This is a genomic window from Tenacibaculum sp. HL-MS23, assembly GCF_032463465.1.
Lineage (GTDB): Bacteria > Bacteroidota > Bacteroidia > Flavobacteriales > Flavobacteriaceae > Polaribacter > Polaribacter bernardetii.
Map to the genome: position 1 here is coordinate 302,800 of NZ_CP135989.1, position 19,607 is coordinate 322,406.

Sequence of the window (19,607 nt, forward strand, 5' to 3'; positions counted from 1 at the left end):
AAATTTGTATTTTTATTCTTTTAAAGAATAGAATTTGCTTATACAATTATCCATACATAATTACGCGTTAATCAATCAGTTATCGATTGATTTTACAAAAGGTTTATCAATCATAACAGGTGAAACCGGAGCAGGGAAATCCATTTTATTAGGAGCCTTGGGCTTGGTAATGGGAAACCGTGCAGATTTATCATCTTTAAAAAACACTGAAAAAAAGTGTGTTATTGAAGCTAAATTTGCTGTTGAAGGTTATGATTTACAACGTTTATTCGAAAAACTAGATGTAGATTATGAAACCGAAACGATTATTCGAAGAGAAATTCTTCCTTCTGGTAAGTCGAGAGCTTTTGTAAATGATACACCTGTAAACTTATCGGTTTTAACAGCTTTAAAAACAAAACTGATTGATATTCACTCTCAACATCAAACATCACAACTTTCCGATGTTAGTTTTCAGTTTTCTGTGCTAGACGCCTTGGCTAAAAACCAACCAAAAATAGCATCTTATAAAAGAGGGTTAAAAAAGTATTCAGCATTAAATAAAGAGCTTAAAATTCTTCAGCAAGAAACTGAAAAATCCAACGAACAGCATGAGTATAATTTGCATTTATTTAACGAGTTAGAAGAAGCAAATTTAAAAAGTGATGAGCAAGAAGCCTTAGAAGAAAAATTAGAGCGATTAAATAACATAGAAGAAATAAAACTGAGTTTATCAGAATCTTTAGAGATATCAGTAAATGAAGAAATAGGATTACAAAATTTATTGTATTCGCTAGAAAATAGTTTGCAAAAAATAAAAGGATATTCTAAAAAATATGAAGAAATTTCTAACAGAGTTACAAGTATTAAATTAGAGTTAGATGATGTTGTTGCTGAACTAGAAAATGAGAATGAAGCGGTAGATTTTAATCCGAATGAAATAGAAGAATTAAATGATAGATTGCAATTAATTTACAACCTTCAGAAAAAACACTCGGTAGATTCGATTAAAGATTTACAGGCTATCCACGAAACATTATCAGAAAAAGTATCCCAAGTAGCCAATGCAGGAACGTTAATTGAAGCAAAAAATGCTGAGATAAATGAAGTTTCTAAAAAGCTAGATGAAGTTGCAGTAATGATAACAAAATCTAGAAACAAGGCAATTCCGAAATTACAAAAAGCCTTAGAGTTTTTGTTAACAGAATTAGGGATGCCAAATGCACGTTTTTCTATAAAAATAACAGCATCAAAAGAGTATTTTACAAACGGAAAAGATGTATTAGATTTTTTATTCTCTGCAAATAAAGGTGGTAATTTCGGAGAGCTTAAAAAAGTAGCTTCTGGAGGAGAATTATCTAGAATAATGTTATCAATCAAAAAAATATTATCAGAAAACATACAATTACCAACCATTATTTTTGACGAAATAGATACTGGAGTTTCAGGTGAAGTTTCAAACAAAATAGCAAAAATAATGCAAGATATGAGTACAAGTATGCAGGTAATTACTATTACACATTTACCACAAATAGCAGCGAAAGGATTACAGCATTATAAAGTTTATAAAGGCGAAGAAAAAGGCGTTACAACATCTAATTTAAAGTTGTTGTCTAATGATGAAAGAGTAATAGAAATAGCAGAAATGTTAAGCGGAAAAGACATTTCTGAAAGCGCTTTAACACACGCCAAAGAGTTATTGAATTAAAATTATGAGCGAAGACAATGCAGAAAATTTATTTTTTGAAGCAGATCAATTAATAGAAGAAAATAAAATTATTGAAGCAAAAGAAGTTTTAAGAGATTTATTAAATGAATATCCAGATTACGGTAGGGCACATAATCATTTAGGTTGGTTGTACAGTGTGAAATTTAACAATCATCCAAAAGCCAAAAACCACTTAGAATTGGCTATAAAATTCGCTTCAAATCATCAAGGAGTTTATACGAATTATGCCTATTTACTTATAGAAATGAATCTTTTTGATGAAATGCTAGTTTTCGGGAAAAAAGCAATTGATAATAATATTGCAGACAAGGGAACTATTTATAATAAAATGGGACAAGCATATGAGTTAAAAGGGGAATTAATGAATGCTTTTAAACAATATAAACTATCTGTAAAATCAGCTATTAATAACCAGTTTATAGATGAAGTATATGCATCTGTAAATAGGGTTAAAAGTAAAATGAGTATTTTACAAAAGTTAAAACTTATTAACGATTAAACATATAATTATGTACAATTTATTAAAAGGTAAAAAAGGAATTATTTTTGGCGCATTAGATGAAAACTCTATTGCTTGGAAAGTAGCTGAACGTGCACATGAAGAAGGAGCAGAGTTTGTATTAACCAATGCACCGATTGCAATGCGTATGGGGAATATTAAAGAATTAGCAGCCAAAACAGGATCAGAAATTATACCTGCTGATGCTACTTCTATGGAAGATTTAACAAATTTAGTTGAAAAGTCTATGGAAATTTTAGGAGGTAAAATCGATTTCGTTTTACACTCAATCGGTATGTCGGTAAATGTTCGTAAAGGACGTCATTATACCGATTCTAAATATGATTTTACTACCAAAGGTTGGGATGTTTCTGCGGTGTCTTTTCACAAAGTAATGAATGTTTTATACAACAAAGAAGCTATGAATGAATGGGGGAGCATTGTTGCGTTAACCTACATGGCGGCGCAAAGAGTTTTTCCTGATTATAACGATATGGCAGACAATAAAGCTTATTTAGAGTCGATTGCTCGTAGTTTTGGATACTTCTTTGGTCGTGACCAAAAAGTTCGTGTTAATACGATTTCTCAATCACCAACACCAACTACTGCTGGACAAGGAGTAAAAGGGTTTGACGGATTTATTTCATACGCCGAAAAAATGTCTCCACTAGGTAATGCAACCGCATTAGAATGTGCAGATTATACGATTTCGATGTTTTCTGATTTAACTAAAAAAGTAACTTTACAGAATTTATTTCATGATGGCGGATTCTCTAATATGGGAGTGAGTGAAGCCGTAATGGAAAAATTTGAGTAATATTAGGTAAAGTGATAAAGAATAAAAAATGCAAGTCGTTAGATTTGCATTTTTTATTGATAAAATTATTAAAATGAATACAATTTTAGATATTGAAAAAGAGTTGGCTCCTTTAAGAAAACAGTTAAAAGAGCATACTTTATATACATCCTTAAAAACGATAGAGGATGTAAAGATATTTATGGAGTCACATGTTTTTGCGGTATGGGATTTTATGTCGTTGTTAAAAGCTTTACAAGAAAAATTAACATGTACTACCTTGCCTTGGCTTCCTGTAGTAAATCCTAAAACAGCAAGATTTATTAATGAAATAGTTTTAGGGGAAGAAACAGATGTAAATGAATTAGGAGAACCTAAAAGTCATTTCGAAATGTATATTGATGCTATGAAGCAAGCAGAAGCAAGTACAGTTGAAATAGCTAGTTTTATAAATAGCATTATAGAGCATAATACTATTGATGAATCTTTAAACAAGTGTTTAGTTTTAAAAGAAGTAAAGGAGTTTGTGTCATTTTCTTTTAACGTAATTAACACTCAAGAACCTCATATTATAGCGGCTAGTTTTACTTTTGGAAGAGAAGATGTGATTCCGGATATGTTTTTAGAAATTATTAAGAATACAGAAGATAACTCAACTTTAAACTACAATAAACTAACCTATTATTTAAAAAGACATATAGAGTTAGATGGAGACGAACATGGGCCATTATCTTTAAGGATGATAGAAGAATTATGCGGTAATGATGCACAAAAGTGGAATGATGTTTTATATTATGCTAAAGAATCTTTAAGGAAAAGAATTAATCTTTGGGACGGAATATCAAGGCAAATAATATACAATACTGTGAACTAATGAAACTAAATTTCTCCGTAATAATTCCGGTTTACAATCGTCCGCAAGAAATAGATGAATTGTTAGAAAGTCTTACAAAACAAGATTTTTCTGATAATTTTGAAGTTGTTATTGTAGAAGATGGCTCAGAAGATTCGTCGGAGAATATTGTAGAGAAATATAAAAATCAACTTGATTTAAAATATTTTTTTAAAGAAAATAGCGGAGCAGGAGCAAGTAGGAATTACGGAATGCAACAAGCTACCGGAAACTACTTTATAATTTTAGATAGTGACGTTATCGTTCCGCCTCAATATGTATCAGAAGTAAAAAAAGCCTTAGAAAATAATTTTACAGATGCTTTTGGTGGTCCAGATGCCGCGCATAAAAGTTTTACCGATTTACAGAAAGCAATTAATTATTCGATGACGTCGGTTTTAACTACAGGCGGAATTAGAGGTAAGAAAAAAGGTGTTGGTAAGTTTCAGCCACGAAGTTTTAATTTAGGTTTATCGCGGAAAGCTTTCGGAAAAACAAATGGGTTCTCTAAAATGAAAACCGGTGAAGATATCGATTTAACATTTCGTTTATGGGAAAACGGATTAGAAACACAGTTAATTGAAAAAGCCTTTGTATATCATAAACGTAGAAGCACGATACTTCAGTTTTTTAAACAAATTTATTCATTCGGAACAGCAAGGCCAATTTTAAATAAAAAGTATCCAGAAACAGCTAAAATCACGTATTGGTTTCCGAGTTTATTTATTATCGGATTTGATATGAGTGCTCTTTTTGCAATTTTTGGCTATTGGTATTTTATTGCTTTCTACGGATTTTACTTTACGCTACTGTTTATAGATGCATTAATTGAGAATAAAAATATAAAAGTAGCTTTTTTAAGTATTATCACTTCTTTTACACAGTTTATTGGTTACGGTTTGGGTTTTTTAGAATCAAAGTTTTTTCCTGAAAAATAAAATTACGTCATTCCGAATTTATTTCGGAACCCCATAAAGGTTGACAATTAATCATGATGTCAAGCTGAAACAAGTTTAGCTTGACGGGAAATGTATCGTCATTACGAGGAAGAATGACGAAGTAATCTTACCTCTCAAAAAGAGATTGCTTCACTTCGTTCGCAATGACGATCAGAATTTACTACATCATTTTGAGTTTATCTGGGGTAACTATAAAGCTAGATAAAAAGTTCAGACAGACGATGATTACTTCGTCATTACAAGAAAGAATGACGAAGTAATTTTGCTTCATAAAAAAGAGACTACTTCGCTTGGTTAACAATGAAGCTGATATTAAATAATATCTAAAATACTTTCTGGTGGGCGCCCAATAACAGCTTTATCTCCATTAATAACAATAGGACGTTCTATTAGTTTAGGATTAGCAATCATGGCTTGTATAATTTCAGCATCAGACAATTCTTTTCCTTTAAACTCTTCTTTCCAAACTTTTTCATTCTTACGAACTAATTGAATAGGAGTGATGTTTAATAAGTTAATAATCGTTTTTAATTCGGTCTCTGTAGGAATATTCTCTAAGTATTTTATAAGTTCAAATTCCTTACCTGAATTTTCTAAAATTTCTAATCCGCTACGCGATTTACTACATCTGTTATTATGAAATATTTTTATCATTTTTATTAAATTTTTGTCAGTTCGAGTGATTTTCGATTTTATGAGAAAATTATATCGAGAACTATTTTATGAGTTATCTTTTTGTCCGTTTAACATTAAATACGATTTTAAAAACGGATTTATGTTTCCGTCCATCACCGCATCTACATTTCCCGTTTCGTGTCCTGTACGCACATCTTTTACTAATTTATAAGGATGCATTACGTAATTACGAATTTGACTTCCCCATTCAGTCTTTAGCTTACCTGCTTCAATATTTTCTCTTGTAGCCAAACGTTTTTGCAATTCAATTTCATACAATTGCGATTTTAACATTTTTAAAGCGGTGGCTCTGTTATCGTGTTGCGAACGCGAGTTTGAACACTGAATTTGAATTCCGCTTGGTTTATGAGTCAACTGAACCTTGGTTTCCACTTTGTTTACATTTTGTCCACCAGCACCACTAGAACGTGCTGTAACAATTTCGATATCAGCAGGATTTATTTCTATTTCAATGGTATCATCAGCAACAGGAAACACATATACAGAGCCGAATGTGGTGTGTCGTTTTCCGTTACTATCAAAAGGAGAAATACGAACCAATCGATGTACACCATTTTCACCTTTTAACCATCCGAAGGCATAATCACCATCAAACTCAATAGTAACTGTTTTTACACCGGCAACATCACCGGCTTGGTAATTAAGTGTTTTTAATTTAAAACCTTGCTTTTCTGCCCACATGGTGTACATACGCATTAACATTTCTACCCAATCACAACTTTCGGTACCACCAGCACCAGCAGTAATTTGAATGGTTGCACTTAAATTATCACCTTCTTCAGAAAGCATATTTTTAAACTCAATATCTTCTAAAAATGCAGCCGTTTTTTCAAACTGTTCTATTACTTCGGTTTCATCAACAGCATCTTCTTTATAAAAATCATATAAAACAGTAAGATCATCATTCATTGAAATAACCGAATTGTAATCGCTTACCCATTTCTTTTTAAAACGGAGCGATTTCATTAAAACTTCGGCTTCTTTAGGATTGTTCCAAAAATCAGGATTAACAGTTTTTTCTTCTTCATTATTAATTTCAATCAACTTCTTGTCAATCTCTAAATATCCTTTTAACTTGCCAATTCGTTCAGTAATATTTTTAAGCTGTTCGTGTGTAATCATACAACAAAAATACATTTTAAAATCGTAGATAAAAATGGAAATAAACTTAATAAGCGATACTGTTACCAAGCCAACAAAATTAATGATGAAGGCAATGATGAATGCAGAAGTTGGTGATGATGTTTTTGGTGCTGATCCGACGGTAAACGCATTGCAAGAAAAGGTTGCTAAACTTTTTAATATGGAGGCTGCTTTGTTTTTCCCTTCGGGAACAATGGCAAATCAAACAGCTATTAAAATTCATACACAACCTGGCGATAGAATGTTTTGTGATAAATGGGCACATGTGTATAATTATGAAGGTGGTGGAGCCGCTTTTAACTCAGGAGTAACCTCTCATTTAATCGATGGGCATAGAGGTATGTTTACCGCAAACCAATTAAAAGAAGCCGTATCAGGAAGAGCAGATATTCATGCACCATACAGTCGTTTGGTTTGTATAGAAAACACCACAAATAAAGGAGGAGGTGCTTGTTGGGATTTTGAAGAATTAAAAAAGATTCAGAAAGTAGCTAAAAAGAATGAATTAGCTTTTCATTTAGATGGCGCGCGTTTATTTAATGCTTTAGTGGCTAAAAACGAAACTCCTGCTCAGTATGGCGAATTATTTGATACGATTTCTATTTGTTTGTCTAAAGGATTAGGAGCTCCTGTAGGTTCTATTTTAATAGGAAGTAAAAAGGATATGGAAAAAGCTTTACGTGTGCGTAAATTATTTGGTGGGGGAATGCGACAAGCTGGTTTTTTAGCAGCTGCAGCAATTTATGCGTTAGATAATAATGTAAATCGTTTAGCAGAGGATCATCAAAAAGCGCAACAGATAGGAACTGTTTTAGAAGGATGTTCTTATGTTACAAAAGTAGAACCTATTGAAACTAATATTATTATCTTTTATGTAGATGATAATATTGATCCGATGGATTTTATCAATAAAATGGCATCAAAAGGTATTTTATTAATCTCGATGGGGGAAGGGAAAATACGAATTGTTACGCATTTAAATTTAACAAATGAAATGCTGACTATTTTACTAAAAGAACTTAAAAGTTTTTAGAAAAAGATTCTAATAAAAGGAGAGAAAGCATTTGCATAAATGCTTTTATCTTCTTTATATAATACATCGTACTGAACACCAAAAGTAACTTTACCAGTAATATAAGCTGCCCCAATATTTAAAGAAGGATAGCTATAGTTATCTTTAACGGTACCAATTTTTTTACTAACATAAGATTGTAAAAGCTCACCAGAAAATTCTATTTGAGGTATTGGTCTATATAAAGCAATAACACTTGCAGAATACATATTTGCACTATAGTCACTACTTTTATTGTATAGGTAACCGATACTACCACCAAAAGAAAACTCTTCGTTAAAATCATAAACGGCGCTTGGCGATATAGAAAGAGTAGTCGTATTGCTACCAAAACTAAAACCAAAACTACCACCAAAACGTGTGTTGTTCCAAAAATCAGATTCTTGAGAGAATAAACTTATTGATAATAAAAATAAAGAAAGAGTAATAAATTTTTTCATGAAAGTATTTAATATAGTTCGCGTAAAAATAAGAAATTTAATTGGTTAAAATGAAAAAGAGATTGTAATGAAACAATCTCTTTTTTAAGTACTTAATTCAAGTCTTCTAGTTTAGATAACTCTTTATGATTTTTGTTTAATTTACGTAATAGAATACCGTAAATTAACTGGTAAAATAACCAAAGTAATACTAACATTATTAAAGACATAATAGCTGTAACAGCAATAAAAACTAGCATTTTTGAATTGGTAAACTCTGGATGAGATTTAACAGTTGCAACAGCAACAGCAACAGCAATTACAAATAAATACGATAAGTTAAACAAAACGTAATACTTAACTGTTTTTCTCGTATTTACAATTTTTGTCATTAATTCTTTGGTAGAGTCTGTAACTGATATACGTTTATAATTTAAGTAAAACTTCATCAAAAAATAAAACAATATGATGTAAGCTACTATTTGAGAATAAAAAACAAATTGACCTAAACCTATTTTTTCATATTCCTTATTGGCTTCATCCATATCAACGAAAAAATACATGGAGTTTAAGAGTATAAACTCTAATACTCCAATAATAAAAATCCATTTTACTATTGATGATGATCTTGAATGTGCCATTTTATAGATATCAACTTTAGAAACCGTATCTGTTTCTTGAGGCTGGTTATCCCATGCTTTTTTATATTTATCTAAATCCATTATTATGGGTTTAATACTTTTTTTAATTTATCCTTTGCTCTGTTCATCTTCACACGAGCATTTACTTCACTAATACCTAAAGTTACAGATATCTCTTTGTAAGGTTTATCTTCTAGATATAAAAATATTAGTGCTTTGTCAATGTCATTTAATTTTCTAATGGCATTGTAAAGTGCTTTTAATTGTAATTCTTCTGTTTCATCATAGTCAACGGCTTTAATTTTAAAAGCATAGTCGGTAATATCTTGTGTTTTTACAGTTCTAGTAGATTTTCTGTATAAAGAAATTGCGGTGTTTAAAGCCACTCGATACATCCATGTACTAAATTTAGCATCTCCTCTAAACTTACTGTAGTTTTTCCATAGTTGAATTGTTACCTCCTGAAACAAATCGTTATGAGCATCTTGGTTTGTAGTATAAAGCCTACAAATTTTATGCACAATGTTTTGATTGGCTTCAAAATCAGATAAAAATTTATTTTCTAACTCTTTATTCACTAAGTTTAGTATGGTTGATTGGTTATAAGTAGCTCAAAAATACGAATTGTTACAGTTCATCCTAAAAAAAATACAGTTCAGTTGTTTTTAGTTTTAAAAACGATAGATCAGCAGCATATTTGTAGTGTAATTAACCAATAAAAAAGAAGAATCATGAAATTCTTAACTACAACATTAATATTAATTCAACTCTTTATAGTGGCCGAATTAACAGCTCAGAATAAAGAAATACAAGTAACAGTTGTAAATGCGACTTCAGACTTAGGTAAAATAAGTTATGCTTTATATACTAAAGACAATTTCAGGAAAAAACCAATAAAAGCAGCATCAACGATAATAAAAGAAGGTAAAAGTACGGTTGTTTTTAAAGACGTACCATTAGGAGAATATGCTGTTATTTGTTTTCACGATAAAAATAATAATGGTAAAATGGATTTTAAATCGAACGGAATGCCATTAGAAGATTACGGTTCATCAAACAATGTAATTAATCCATATGGGCCGCCACAATATGAGCAAGCAAAATTTACGGTTGCAGATAAAAATGTATCTTTAAAAATTAAATTTTAGTAATAAGATAGCAATGGAAAAATATACATCCAATACATTTATAAGTTTGAAAAAAGATTTTTTAGTTTGTTTAAAACTTACGATCATTTTTGGTGTAATTTTTACAATTATAAATCAGCAATTTACTATTAAAGGAGCTGCAGTTGTATTTTTGTTTTCAGCAATGTATTCTTTTATATTGGGCTTAGGAAACGGAATAATTAATAATTATTTAAATACTAGATGGAACTGGGCTACACAAACGAACGAAAGAGTTTGGGCTGGAGTAATTGCAACCATTTGTTACACTATTATAGCGGTTTTATTAATTCATTACATACAATATGTACTAATTTTTAAGCATGATTTTTCTGGTTTTTTTGATGGGAAGTTATTTTGGTCTCATTTATTTGCTATTATAATTTCTTTAGGAATTGCAAGCTTTTTTCATGCACGTAGTTTTATGATTAATTGGAAAGCTTCGTTAAAACAAGAAACTACTCAACACGAAATTGTAGCGAAAACAGAAAGCGCAAAGTTTGAAACTTTAAAAAGTCAGTTAGATCCGCATTTTTTATTTAATAGTTTAAACGTTTTAACCTCTTTAATAGGCGAAAATCCAAAGCAAGCAGAAAGGTTTACCACCAAATTATCAAAAGTATATCGTTATGTTTTAGAGCAGCGAAATAAAGAATTAATTCCGTTAGAAGAAGAATTAAGGTTTGCAAAAACATATATGGAGTTGTTACAAATGCGATTTGAAGATGCTGTGCAATTTAATATTCCAACCACGGTAAGTAACTCAGATTTAAAAATAGTGCCATTGTCTTTACAATTATTACTCGAAAATGCAGTAAAGCACAATGTAGTTTCATCAAAAAAACCTTTACAAATTCACATTTTTGAAGAAGATGGTTTTTTACAAATTCAAAATACGGTTAATCCTAAAGAAGCAATAGGTAAAAGCACAAAAGTAGGGTTAAGAAATATTGCAGATCGTTATGGTTTAATAACTGATGAACGGGTAGAAATTAAAAATAATAATAAAACATTTACAGTGAGTTTACCGCTGTTAACAAAAACAAATAATATGTCATACAATTCAAAAAATATAGAAAACAGCAAGTATGTAAGAGCTGTAGAAAAGGTAGAGAAATTAAAAGAATTTTATCAAAACTTAGCCTCTTACTGTATTGTAATTCCTTTTTTAATATTTATAAATTTAAGATTTTCACCAGGTTTTCATTGGTTTTGGTTTCCGATTTTTGGATGGGGAGTAGGCTTAACGTTTCATTTTTTAGAAGTAAATAATTACAATATTTTCTTAGGAAAAAATTGGGAAGAGCGTAAGATTAAAGAAATGATGAAGGACGATAAAAATTATAAGTAAGATGGAAGATAAATATATAGCAGAGCAAAAGTATACACAAGCAAAAAAAAGAGTAAAAAAAATTAAAGGGTTTTATACACACTTAGCAATATACTGTATTATTATACCTGTAATAATTTTTGTAAACTTAAAATTCGAACCACATTTTCATTGGTTTTGGTTTTCTGCATTAGGGTGGGGAACAGGTCTTTTTTGCCATTGGTTAAATGTTTTTGTGTTTAACAAAACAGGTTTAACAAAAAACTGGGAAGAACGAAAGATTAAAGAATTAATGAACGAAGATAAAAACTATAAATAAGATGGAAAGAGATTATTCTGAAGAGCAAAAATACATACTTGCAAAAAAGCGAGTAGAAAAAATTAAAGGATTTTATATTCATCTAGCAGTTTTTATTGTTATAAATATTTTCATATCAGCAGTTATTGTATTCGGCTTAATGAACGATGGTACCTATAATTTTATAGAAGCGGTTACGCATTTTGGCACGTATTCTACTTGGTTGTTTTGGGGAATAGGATTGTTTTTTCATTGGTTAGGAGTTTTTGGTTCTAATTTATTCTTCGGAAAAGATTGGGAGAAAAAAAAGATAGAACAATATATGGACGATAATAAATTTTAATTATGGAATCGGAAACAAATTATTTACAAGCAGAAAAAAAAGTAAAAAGGATCAAGAATTTTTATAACCATTTGCAAATATTTGTAATTATGATGGTTGTATTAGCGGTTTTTTCGAATACAATATTTAGTTTTTTTGAAAACCATATTCATAATGCAGGAACTTTAAAGTGGATACGAGCTAATATGTGGATAAACTCTTTATTATGGGCTTTTGGTGTTTTAATTCACGGTTTGTATGTTTTTAAAAGTAAAATAACTTTTTTTGATGCCTGGGAAAACAAAAAAGTAAAGGAGTTTATGAATGAAAAAAAATAAAATTATGGAAACTAATAATTACTCAGAAAAATACCTAGTAGCTCAAAAAAAAGTTGAAGAACTTAAACAATTTTACAAACATTTATCTGTATATATACTTGTAAATTTGTTTTTTATAGCACGCCGAATTTATAAAGATATTAAATTAGGTGATTCATTTAAAGAAGCTTTTTTTGATATAGATAATTATCGTTTTTTCTTGTGGTGGGGAATTATTTTGGTACTACACGGTGTAAAAGTGTATAGCAAACAAAACCTGTTTAGTAAAAACTGGGAAGAGCGAAAAATAAAAGAATACATGGATGAAAAATAATAAATAAGAACTATGAATGTTATTATTATTGAAGATGAAAAGCCAGCAGCAAGACGGTTAAACAGAATGTTGTCTGTATTAGAAATAGAAGTAAAAACGATGTTGCATTCTGTAGAAGAATCTATTAATTGGTTTCAAAACAATAAACATCCAGATTTAATTTTTTTAGATATTCAATTATCAGACGGGTTATCTTTTGAGATTTTTGAAGAAGTTGAGGTTAAATCGGCCATTATTTTTACAACAGCTTACGATGAATATGCATTAAAAGCATTTAAATTAAATTCAATTGATTATTTATTAAAACCCCTCGATGAAGACGAACTAAAGGTTGCAGTAGATAAATTTAAAGAAAATCAAACCCAAAAATCTGAAGTAAAAGTTAATATTGATGATATTCGTAAACTACTGATAAATCCGGTTGATAGAAAATTTAAAAAACGATTTACAATTAAGATTGGCCAGCATATAAAGATCATACATATTGATGAAATAGAGTGTTTTTATTCAGAAAATAAAGCAACTTATATACACACAAACTCTAATCGAAATTATTTAATAGACGATTCATTAGAGCATTGGCAAGAGCAATTAAATCCAGAACATTTTTTTAGAGTAAATAGAACTTTTATTGTGCATATAAATGCCATAAAAGATATTGTTTCATATACAAACTCACGCTTGCAATTAGTATTACATTCTTATACTGATGCCGAAATAATAGTAAGCAGAGAGCGTGTAAAGGAATTTAAAAATTGGATTGATTAAAAAATTAGTTATAAAAAGTAACTCACATTAGCTAAGAGTTAAGCATAATGTGAGCTACTGTATTTATTAAAAAGAGGTTGTTTTTATTTTAAGTCAAACCTATCAGCATTCATTACTTTAGTCCAAGCTTTTATAAAGTCGTTAACAAATTTTTCTTTATTATCATCTTGTGCATAAACCTCAGCATATGATCTAAGAATAGAATTAGAACCAAAAACAAGATCCATACGAGTGGCTGTCCAAATAACTTTACCTGTTTTTCTATCACAAATTTCATATAAATTATCAGCGATAGGTTTCCATGTATAACTCATGTCTGTTAAGTTTACGAAGAAATCATTCGTTAATTTCCCAACAGTATCAGTAAAAACACCATGTTTTGTATTGTTGTAATTTGCATCTAACATTCGCATACCACCTACAAGAACTGTCATTTCTGGTGCAGTTAAACCCATTAGTTGTGTTTTATCCAGCATCAACTCTTCAGGGCTTACGACATAATTTTTTTTACTCCAGTTACGATATCCGTCAGCTAAAGGCTCTAAAGGCTCAAAAGAATCTACATCTGTCATTTCATCAGTAGCATCTCCGCGACCTGGTGAGAAAGGAACAGTTTTGTTAAAACTTGCAGCTTTAGCAGCTTTTTCTACACCAATATTTCCTGCTAAAACAATAATATCAGCGATGCTAATATTAAACTGAGAAGCAATAGGTTCTAAAACAGCTAATACACGAGCCAAACGTTTTGGCTCATTTCCTTCCCAATCTTTTTGAGGAGCTAAACGAATACGTGCACCGTTAGCACCACCTCTTTTATCTGATTGTCTAAATGTACGAGCGCTATCCCAAGCAGTCGTTACCATTTCTGAAATAGTTAAACCTGATTCCTCAATTTTTTTCTTTACAGCATTTACATCATAATTAGTATTTCCTGCGGGAATTGGGTCTTGCCAAAGCATGTCTTCTTTAGGTAAGTCTGTACCAAAATAATTTGCGCTAGGCCCCATATCTCTGTGTGTTAGTTTAAACCAAGCACGTGCAAATGTTTCGGAAAAGTATTTTTGATCTTTCATGAATTTCAAAGAGATCTCCTTGTAAATAGGATCTACTTTCATAGCCATATCTGCATCGGTCATCATTGGATTATGACGAATAGTAGCATCATCAATATCTTTTGGTTTATCTTCTTTTTTAATAGTTACAGGTTCCCATTGCCAAGCACCAGCAGGACTTTTAACAGATTTCCATTCATGATTAAACAGCATTTGAAAAAAACCATCATCCCATTTTGTAGGGTGTGTAGTCCAGGCTCCTTCCAAACCACTTGTTACCGTATAACGACCTTTTCCTGATTTGTTTGGGTTGTGCCAACCAAAACCTTGTTCTTCTACATTTGCACTTTCAGGATCTGGGCCTAAAATACTAGCATCACCATTACCATGTGTTTTACCAACAGTATGCCCCCCAGCTGTTAAAGCAACTGTTTCTTCATCATTCATTGCCATACGTGCGAATGTTTCACGTACGTGGGCGGCTGTTTTTAAAGGATCTGGTTTTCCATTAACACCTTCAGGGTTTACATAAATTAATCCCATTTGTACAGCAGCTAAAGGATTTTCCATCGTTTTGGGTTCATCTACATTTTCATAGCGTTCATCACTTGGTGCTAGCCATTCTTTTTCTGCTCCCCAATAGGTATCTTTTTCTGGTTGCCAAATGTCTTCACGGCCAAAACTAAAACCAAAAGTTTTTAAACCCATGTTTTCATAAGCAATAGTACCTGCCAAAATAATTAAATCGGCCCAGCTAATTTTATTACCATATTTTTTCTTGATAGGCCATAACAATCGTCTTGCTTTGTCTAAACTAGCATTATCTGGCCAAGAATTTAAAGGAGCAAAACGTTGGTTACCAGATCCACCGCCACCACGACCATCAGATATTCGGTAAGAACCAGCAGAGTGCCAAGATAAACGGATAAATAAACCTCCGTAATGACCCCAATCTGCAGGCCACCATTCTTGGCTATCTGTCATTAACGTATGCATATCTTTTTTTAATGACTCTATATCTAATTTTTTTAGTTCTTCATGATAGTTAAAATCTTCTCCTAAAGGATTTGTCTTTGTATCATGTTGATGTAAAATATCAAGATTTAGTGCGTTAGGCCACCAATCGGTAACAGCTGATTTTGTAGTTGTATTACCTCCATGCATTATTGGGCATTTACCAGAAGATGTAACTTTAACACTTTCTTTTTGTTCTTTATGCATGGGGCATTTGCTTTCATTATTTAATGAGTTTGAATCGTTTTCTTTTTCCATCTATGAAAGTATTTATGAAGTTAATATATTATTGATACCCAAATTTAATAAACTATTATTTATAAAGCTTTATTAGTCAGTGTAATAATTTATTTAATTATAGAGTTATTTTATAGTAAAGTTTATTTTCATTAGTATAAGCTTTTGTTAGAGGTTTTAAAAAAATAAAAAAAACAAAGAAAGTGTGTACGAAGATGTAAAGATTAAACAGATAAATATAAAATACTGTTTGTTATTTAGAGAAATTATAAGAAAATAAACTCTAATTATTTAACAAGCAACGATTGCTTTGCTTTTATAAAATCAGAAATTAAATAACTAATAAATTTACCAACTTGATTTATAGCCGAAGGGTCTTGAATAATAGTGGGCGAACCTTCACAAATATGAATATAACTTGCATTTTTATTTTTAGCAAAATGATGTACAAACTCTCTAGTTTGTTGCGATGTGAATCCAGAGGGAGTCATAGCGCTACTAGGAAAATTTTGGATACAATCTAAGTCAATCTCAATACCAAAAGACTTTTTTTGAATAAAGTTTTTAGCACGCAACAACTCATTTTCAAACGGAATTGATTTGTAAACTTGTAATTCTTCATAAGTATTATAATCAATGTTTGTGTTGCTATGAATATAATCGAAAACATATTGCGGAGTGTAGTTTTCGTGTAAGCCAAACATAAAATATTTTTCTAAATATTGATGTTCTATAGCATACGAAAATCCGTTGCCGCTATGACGTTCTTCTAAACGACGTAAATCGGTATGTGCATCTAAATTAATAACATTAATAGGTTGTTTTTTTCCTTCGGATAAACCTTTTAAATTTCCGTAAGCGTTATTATGCCCGCCACCAATTACAATCGGAATTTTATCAACTTCAATAATTATCTTAATAACAGATGATAATTCTTTATCAATCGCTTTTACAAGCAAATCTCCTTTTTCTCTATCAGATCCATCAAAATTTAAAACCTCATTTAAAAAGTCTAAATAGCCTAAAACAAGAATATCTTTTCCGTTAATAAATTGATTCTCTTGGGTATTTAAAAACGATTTTAAAGCAGGTGTAAAAGCAGTATGTGCGCCACCATTACCGTAATTCATTTTTACACCAATATCTTCTGGTACACCAATAACAACAAATTTAGCAGTAGCGTTTTTAATATTATCAAGAGTAGAAATTACTTGTACGGATTGCCCTAATTTTGTTTCTCCTTCACGAGGATTTACAAAATCATTAATGTTTTTTTGCGTAAATAACTGTAACATATTAAATTGATTTACCGTTAATAAATACCGTATCAATTAATACAGAACCAAAGTTGTAAGGAATAGCACCGTAACTTAAAATTTCTTTTGTAACGATAATATTAGCTTTTTTACCTTTTGTAATACTTCCAACTTCATCAGATAAATTCATAGCATAAGCACCATTTATAGTAGCTGCATTTATAGCTTCTTCGGGTGTCATTTTCATTTTAATACAAGCAGTAGCAACTACAAAATTCATATTACCAGAAGGTGTAGAACCTGGATTGAAATCAGTTGCCAAAGCTAGTGGTAATCCTGCATTTATAATATCTCTAGCTGGAGTGTACGGAATACTTAAAAAATAAGAACAAGACGGTAATGCTACAGGCATTGTACTTGTTCCTTTTAAGGCATAAATATCATCTGTACTCATAACCTCTAAATGATCTACAGATAAAGCATTGTGTTTTACACTTACCTGAACTCCGCCTATAGTTGTAAACTGGTTCACGTGTACTTTTGGTATTAATCCGTGCTTTTTACCCGCTTCTAAAATTCTATCTGTATCTTTTACCGAAAAATAACCGGTTTCACAAAAAACATCTATAAAATCAGCCAATTTTTCTTTAGCTATTTTGGGTAACATTTCATTAATAATTAAATCGATGTAACCATTTTTATCATCTTTGTATTCTTTTGGAAAAGCGTGTGCTCCTAAAAATGTAGCTTTGATGGGTAAGTTGTAGTTTTCGCGTAACCTTTTAATAACGCGTAACATTTTTAATTCAGCATTAACAGTTAATCCATAGCCAGATTTAATTTCAACAGCGCCAGTACCAAGTTTCATAACCTCTTCTAATCGAACTGCTGATTGCTCATACAAATCTTCTATTGAAGTTTCTTGAAGTTTCTTGGCTGAATTTAAAATTCCGCCACCATTATTTGCTATTTCCTCATAAGTTAATCCGTTAATTCTGTCAACAAATTCTTGTTCTCTGTTACCAGCATATACAATGTGAGTGTGAGAGTCGCACCAAGTAGGAAGAATCATTTTACCCGTGCAATCGATAGTTTTATCTGCTTTAGCAGATAAATTATTCATTGTACCAAAATCCAGAATTCTATCATCTTTAATTAATAGAAAAGCATTTTTTAAAGTAGGTAAAATACTCATTTTTTTTCCAGAAACTTTCTTAATATTAGCTTCTCTAACCTGAATTAATTCTTTGATGTTTATGAATAATGTTGTCATTATCGTTTTATGAAATTTGTTACACAAACTTACGGTAAAAACAATAAAAGCTATAGTTTTTAAATGAGAATACTTTTAAACAACCATAAAATACAGATGTCTTTAGTTTTTTAAAAGGTGTGTTTTTTCTTTTAATAAACGAATAAATACGGTAGTAAAAAAGATGAAAAATAACCAATCATTTACTCCGTAAATAGCAAAGAAAGCACCTGCCATTAGGTCTTTTTCAAAAACATTAGAAATGGTATTGTTAAGTACCCAATTTATCCAAATACAACCATAAATAAATTTTTCAATAGCAAAAACACCTACTAACCATTTTACTTTGGAGTAATTTTTTGCGATACTCATATATGCCAATCCCCAAATAAGTATCATTAAAAGTCCGAAATTAGACATTACGACCGGATCAGCTTCGTTAATAACAGTATTCGTGAAAAATTTCGAAAAAATAAGGACTGTTGTGTTCATTAATCCGGCAATAATAAATCCCTTTGTAATTGTAGTGTTGTTTATTGTCATAATGTTGGTTCTTTTTATGTATAATTTTCGTTTTAGAGTAAATAACATATGTTAAACCTCTTTAAGTTCTAAAATATGTTATTATTTATTGTCTCTAAATTATATTTGAATACGGTATTGAAAAACACAGTAAAAAGTGTTGGTATTTAAAAAAGATAACTAGATGTAATTCTTATTTTTCAAAAAAGAAATCATGTATTTCAATAATGTCACCTCTTCCCATTTGTACAAGATTCCTTGTTTCTTTTAGTAATATACCAAGAGATCGTTCATTGTATACTAACTTCATATCATTAGAATAATCAGTAACAACATACATGTCTCCTTTTAATTTATAAAAAGGAATAACTAGTTTGCTTTTTACTTTTACACCTTTATTTACAACTTTACCATTTTTTAAAGTGTTAACAAGAGTTTCTTCATTGTTTTCACTTGAAGAAACCTTAACATAAGATACCATCATGTTCATCCATTCCTCTTCATCAATTAAAAACCATCTTACTTTATCAAAATTAATTCCATTTTGACTAATCCATCCTTGACTAGTAAAACCAAAAAGAACCTGTTTTTTGCCATCTAGTTCAGGCTTGTCTGTAGGTGTAAATTCTTGAATTTTATATGTGATAACAGAGGTTAACGACATGTCTTTTAGTTTTTTACCGTCAAAAGAAAGTGTTTTTAAAGAGAAACTTGTTAGCTCAGGGTTGTTTGATAAAACCCATTGTGTAGCTGTTAACTCAGCTCTTTCCTCCATTTGTTTAACAGCGGCAATCCCGGCACCAATAGTAACTAGCGCACCAGCAGCAGCTATTGCTCCATTATTTTGAGCTTTTACATTTTGAGGTAATAAATAAATTAAAATAGTAATTAAAGTAAACGTTTTTTTCATGGCT

23 protein-coding genes are annotated in these 19,607 nt (G+C 30.6%); 13 read left to right on the forward strand and 10 right to left on the reverse strand.

Translation table 11 applies throughout. From position 1 onward, the window contains the following. The first annotated feature begins 34 nt into the window (after nucleotides 1-34). The 5 genes from recN (at nucleotide 35) to RRF68_RS01395 (ending at nucleotide 4,833) form a co-directional block, all read left to right on the forward strand. Entirely contained in the window at nucleotides 35-1,687 is a 1,653-nt protein-coding gene (gene recN / locus RRF68_RS01375) for a DNA repair protein RecN (protein ID WP_315944737.1), read from the forward strand. 4 nt (nucleotides 1,688-1,691) lie between these two features. After that, nucleotides 1,692-2,207, forward strand: a complete 516-nt coding sequence (locus tag RRF68_RS01380) for a hypothetical protein (protein WP_315944738.1) — start codon at nucleotides 1,692-1,694, stop codon at nucleotides 2,205-2,207. 10 nt (nucleotides 2,208-2,217) lie between these two features. Continuing rightward, nucleotides 2,218-3,024, forward strand: coding sequence for an enoyl-ACP reductase (locus tag RRF68_RS01385; RefSeq protein WP_275316054.1), 807 nt, complete (start codon nucleotides 2,218-2,220; stop codon nucleotides 3,022-3,024). Between the two features lie 73 nt (nucleotides 3,025-3,097). Next, complete coding sequence (locus RRF68_RS01390; protein WP_275316053.1) at nucleotides 3,098-3,877, forward strand: DUF3050 domain-containing protein; 780 nt, start codon at nucleotides 3,098-3,100, stop codon at nucleotides 3,875-3,877. Then, complete coding sequence (locus RRF68_RS01395) at nucleotides 3,877-4,833, forward strand: glycosyltransferase (RefSeq protein ID WP_315944739.1); 957 nt, start codon at nucleotides 3,877-3,879, stop codon at nucleotides 4,831-4,833. Before RRF68_RS01390 ends, RRF68_RS01395 begins: the two co-directional genes overlap by 1 nt. A gap of 333 nt (nucleotides 4,834-5,166) precedes the next feature. Here the strand turns inward: RRF68_RS01395 and arsC are convergent, their stop codons facing one another. Further along, nucleotides 5,167-5,508, reverse strand: a complete 342-nt coding sequence (arsC, locus tag RRF68_RS01400; protein ID WP_315944740.1) for an arsenate reductase (glutaredoxin) — start codon at nucleotides 5,506-5,508, stop codon at nucleotides 5,167-5,169. Between the two features lie 66 nt (nucleotides 5,509-5,574). Further along, nucleotides 5,575-6,672: a peptide chain release factor 2 gene (gene prfB / locus RRF68_RS01405; protein ID WP_315944741.1), complete on the reverse strand. Its 1,098-nt coding sequence runs from the start codon at nucleotides 6,670-6,672 to the stop codon at nucleotides 5,575-5,577. 34 nt (nucleotides 6,673-6,706) lie between these two features. On the opposite strand from prfB, the gene RRF68_RS01410 reads away from it, so the two are divergent. Continuing rightward, nucleotides 6,707-7,726, forward strand: a complete 1,020-nt coding sequence (locus tag RRF68_RS01410) for a GntG family PLP-dependent aldolase (protein ID WP_315944742.1) — start codon at nucleotides 6,707-6,709, stop codon at nucleotides 7,724-7,726. Here the strand turns inward: RRF68_RS01410 and RRF68_RS01415 are convergent. The 3 genes from RRF68_RS01415 to RRF68_RS01425 all read right to left on the reverse strand — a co-directional run bounded on the left by RRF68_RS01415 (nucleotide 7,723) and on the right by RRF68_RS01425 (nucleotide 9,403). Further along, entirely contained in the window at nucleotides 7,723-8,205 is a 483-nt protein-coding gene (locus RRF68_RS01415) for a hypothetical protein (RefSeq protein ID WP_315944743.1), read from the reverse strand. The two genes, RRF68_RS01410 and RRF68_RS01415, sit on opposite strands and share 4 nt — an antisense overlap. A 92-nt stretch (nucleotides 8,206-8,297) precedes the next feature. Continuing rightward, on the reverse strand, nucleotides 8,298-8,906 hold the full coding sequence (locus RRF68_RS01420) for a hypothetical protein (protein ID WP_255554321.1): 609 nt from the start codon (nucleotides 8,904-8,906) through the stop codon (nucleotides 8,298-8,300). Nucleotides 8,907-8,908: 2 nt separating this feature from the next. Next, nucleotides 8,909-9,403: an RNA polymerase sigma factor gene (locus tag RRF68_RS01425; RefSeq protein ID WP_218772787.1), complete on the reverse strand. Its 495-nt coding sequence runs from the start codon at nucleotides 9,401-9,403 to the stop codon at nucleotides 8,909-8,911. A gap of 153 nt (nucleotides 9,404-9,556) precedes the next feature. Here RRF68_RS01425 and RRF68_RS01430 point away from each other — a divergent pair, with 153 nt between their 5' ends. From RRF68_RS01430 to RRF68_RS01460, 7 genes are read left to right on the forward strand one after another with little or no spacing between them, the layout of a single operon-like run. After that, on the forward strand, nucleotides 9,557-9,973 hold the full coding sequence (locus RRF68_RS01430) for a DUF2141 domain-containing protein (protein WP_218772786.1): 417 nt from the start codon (nucleotides 9,557-9,559) through the stop codon (nucleotides 9,971-9,973). A gap of 46 nt (nucleotides 9,974-10,019) precedes the next feature. Next, nucleotides 10,020-11,342 carry a 2TM domain-containing protein gene (locus tag RRF68_RS01435; RefSeq protein WP_315944744.1) on the forward strand — a complete coding sequence of 441 codons (1,323 nt, stop codon included), beginning with the start codon at nucleotides 10,020-10,022 and terminating at the stop codon, nucleotides 11,340-11,342. A gap of 1 nt (nucleotide 11,343) precedes the next feature. Then, complete coding sequence (locus RRF68_RS01440) at nucleotides 11,344-11,640, forward strand: 2TM domain-containing protein (RefSeq protein WP_315944745.1); 297 nt, start codon at nucleotides 11,344-11,346, stop codon at nucleotides 11,638-11,640. A 1-nt stretch (nucleotide 11,641) separates the two neighbouring features. Beyond that, nucleotides 11,642-11,962, forward strand: coding sequence for a 2TM domain-containing protein (locus tag RRF68_RS01445; protein WP_218772783.1), 321 nt, complete (start codon nucleotides 11,642-11,644; stop codon nucleotides 11,960-11,962). Nucleotides 11,963-11,964: 2 nt separating this feature from the next. Beyond that, nucleotides 11,965-12,279, forward strand: a complete 315-nt coding sequence (locus RRF68_RS01450; protein WP_275316048.1) for a 2TM domain-containing protein — start codon at nucleotides 11,965-11,967, stop codon at nucleotides 12,277-12,279. Further along, nucleotides 12,266-12,592 carry a 2TM domain-containing protein gene (locus tag RRF68_RS01455; RefSeq protein WP_218772781.1) on the forward strand — a complete coding sequence of 109 codons (327 nt, stop codon included), beginning with the start codon at nucleotides 12,266-12,268 and terminating at the stop codon, nucleotides 12,590-12,592. Before RRF68_RS01450 ends, RRF68_RS01455 begins: the two co-directional genes overlap by 14 nt. Before the next feature lie 12 nt (nucleotides 12,593-12,604). Next, nucleotides 12,605-13,360 carry a LytTR family DNA-binding domain-containing protein gene (locus RRF68_RS01460; RefSeq protein WP_315944746.1) on the forward strand — a complete coding sequence of 252 codons (756 nt, stop codon included), beginning with the start codon at nucleotides 12,605-12,607 and terminating at the stop codon, nucleotides 13,358-13,360. Between the two features lie 83 nt (nucleotides 13,361-13,443). Here RRF68_RS01460 and katG read toward each other — a convergent pair whose 3' ends face one another. The 5 genes from katG to RRF68_RS01485 form a co-directional block, all read right to left on the reverse strand. Then, a complete protein-coding gene (gene katG, locus RRF68_RS01465) occupies nucleotides 13,444-15,684 on the reverse strand; it encodes a catalase/peroxidase HPI (protein WP_410016833.1) in 2,241 nt (746 codons plus the stop codon). A gap of 266 nt (nucleotides 15,685-15,950) precedes the next feature. Further along, nucleotides 15,951-16,958 carry a formimidoylglutamase gene (locus RRF68_RS01470; protein WP_315944747.1) on the reverse strand — a complete coding sequence of 336 codons (1,008 nt, stop codon included), beginning with the start codon at nucleotides 16,956-16,958 and terminating at the stop codon, nucleotides 15,951-15,953. A gap of 1 nt (nucleotide 16,959) precedes the next feature. After that, on the reverse strand, nucleotides 16,960-18,192 hold the full coding sequence (hutI, locus tag RRF68_RS01475) for an imidazolonepropionase (RefSeq protein WP_315944748.1): 1,233 nt from the start codon (nucleotides 18,190-18,192) through the stop codon (nucleotides 16,960-16,962). 102 nt (nucleotides 18,193-18,294) lie between these two features. Next, nucleotides 18,295-18,714 carry a hypothetical protein gene (locus RRF68_RS01480; RefSeq protein WP_315944749.1) on the reverse strand — a complete coding sequence of 140 codons (420 nt, stop codon included), beginning with the start codon at nucleotides 18,712-18,714 and terminating at the stop codon, nucleotides 18,295-18,297. Nucleotides 18,715-18,886: 172 nt separating this feature from the next. Continuing rightward, complete coding sequence (locus RRF68_RS01485; protein WP_315944750.1) at nucleotides 18,887-19,603, reverse strand: hypothetical protein; 717 nt, start codon at nucleotides 19,601-19,603, stop codon at nucleotides 18,887-18,889. Nucleotides 19,604-19,607: the final 4 nt, after the last annotated feature.

What these genes read in the sequence shown, in the direction of transcription:
- hutI (WP_315944748.1), bottom strand. Translation starts at nt 18,192, where the DNA reads ATGACAACATTATTCATAAACATCAAAGAATTAATTCAGGTTAGAGAA.
- RRF68_RS01450 (WP_275316048.1), top strand. Translation starts at nt 11,965, where the DNA reads ATGGAATCGGAAACAAATTATTTACAAGCAGAAAAAAAAGTAAAAAGG.
- RRF68_RS01485 (WP_315944750.1), bottom strand. Translation starts at nt 19,603, where the DNA reads ATGAAAAAAACGTTTACTTTAATTACTATTTTAATTTATTTATTACCT.
- arsC (WP_315944740.1), bottom strand. Translation starts at nt 5,508, where the DNA reads ATGATAAAAATATTTCATAATAACAGATGTAGTAAATCGCGTAGCGGA.
- RRF68_RS01455 (WP_218772781.1), top strand. Translation starts at nt 12,266, where the DNA reads ATGAAAAAAAATAAAATTATGGAAACTAATAATTACTCAGAAAAATAC.
- RRF68_RS01410 (WP_315944742.1), top strand. Translation starts at nt 6,707, where the DNA reads ATGGAAATAAACTTAATAAGCGATACTGTTACCAAGCCAACAAAATTA.
- RRF68_RS01430 (WP_218772786.1), top strand. Translation starts at nt 9,557, where the DNA reads ATGAAATTCTTAACTACAACATTAATATTAATTCAACTCTTTATAGTG.
- RRF68_RS01470 (WP_315944747.1), bottom strand. Translation starts at nt 16,958, where the DNA reads ATGTTACAGTTATTTACGCAAAAAAACATTAATGATTTTGTAAATCCT.
- RRF68_RS01395 (WP_315944739.1), top strand. Translation starts at nt 3,877, where the DNA reads ATGAAACTAAATTTCTCCGTAATAATTCCGGTTTACAATCGTCCGCAA.
- RRF68_RS01420 (WP_255554321.1), bottom strand. Translation starts at nt 8,906, where the DNA reads ATGGATTTAGATAAATATAAAAAAGCATGGGATAACCAGCCTCAAGAA.
- RRF68_RS01385 (WP_275316054.1), top strand. Translation starts at nt 2,218, where the DNA reads ATGTACAATTTATTAAAAGGTAAAAAAGGAATTATTTTTGGCGCATTA.
- RRF68_RS01440 (WP_315944745.1), top strand. Translation starts at nt 11,344, where the DNA reads ATGGAAGATAAATATATAGCAGAGCAAAAGTATACACAAGCAAAAAAA.
- katG (WP_410016833.1), bottom strand. Translation starts at nt 15,684, where the DNA reads ATGGAAAAAGAAAACGATTCAAACTCATTAAATAATGAAAGCAAATGC.
- RRF68_RS01445 (WP_218772783.1), top strand. Translation starts at nt 11,642, where the DNA reads ATGGAAAGAGATTATTCTGAAGAGCAAAAATACATACTTGCAAAAAAG.
- RRF68_RS01480 (WP_315944749.1), bottom strand. Translation starts at nt 18,714, where the DNA reads ATGACAATAAACAACACTACAATTACAAAGGGATTTATTATTGCCGGA.
- RRF68_RS01390 (WP_275316053.1), top strand. Translation starts at nt 3,098, where the DNA reads ATGAATACAATTTTAGATATTGAAAAAGAGTTGGCTCCTTTAAGAAAA.
- RRF68_RS01380 (WP_315944738.1), top strand. Translation starts at nt 1,692, where the DNA reads ATGAGCGAAGACAATGCAGAAAATTTATTTTTTGAAGCAGATCAATTA.
- prfB (WP_315944741.1), bottom strand. Translation starts at nt 6,672, where the DNA reads ATGATTACACACGAACAGCTTAAAAATATTACTGAACGAATTGGCAAG.
- RRF68_RS01460 (WP_315944746.1), top strand. Translation starts at nt 12,605, where the DNA reads ATGAATGTTATTATTATTGAAGATGAAAAGCCAGCAGCAAGACGGTTA.
- RRF68_RS01415 (WP_315944743.1), bottom strand. Translation starts at nt 8,205, where the DNA reads ATGAAAAAATTTATTACTCTTTCTTTATTTTTATTATCAATAAGTTTA.